This is a genomic window from Halococcus thailandensis JCM 13552 (assembly GCF_000336715.1).
Taxonomy (GTDB): domain Archaea; phylum Halobacteriota; class Halobacteria; order Halobacteriales; family Halococcaceae; genus Halococcus; species Halococcus thailandensis.
The window spans coordinates 1-230 of the sequence record NZ_AOMF01000106.1 but is presented as its reverse complement, the minus strand read 5'-3'; the positions used below and the strand labels follow the sequence as shown (position 1 = coordinate 230).

Annotated in this window: 1 pseudogene; it reads right to left on the bottom strand. The window is 59.6% G+C overall.

The window, feature by feature from the left end:
- Positions 1-230: pseudogene (locus tag C451_RS04935) on the bottom strand (IS66 family transposase); the annotation flags it as partial.

Here is a 230-nt window from a genome sequence, read left to right as displayed (position 1 = left end):
AGACCGCTGGCTCACCGATGAAGGTGAGCCAGTGGTCGAGGCCTCCTTCGATCTTTCCGAGTAGTGTTGCCACTGGTCCGTCGGGAACTGACCGCTCTATCAGCAATTCAAGCTCTCTCCGCGCCACACGCTGGAGTTCTCCTCGCTCACGGACTGTCAAGTCGCTCTCCAGCCGGGTCTGGAGAGCGACGTACAGCTGTTTGAGGGCACGGTAGATCGGTTCGCCTTCT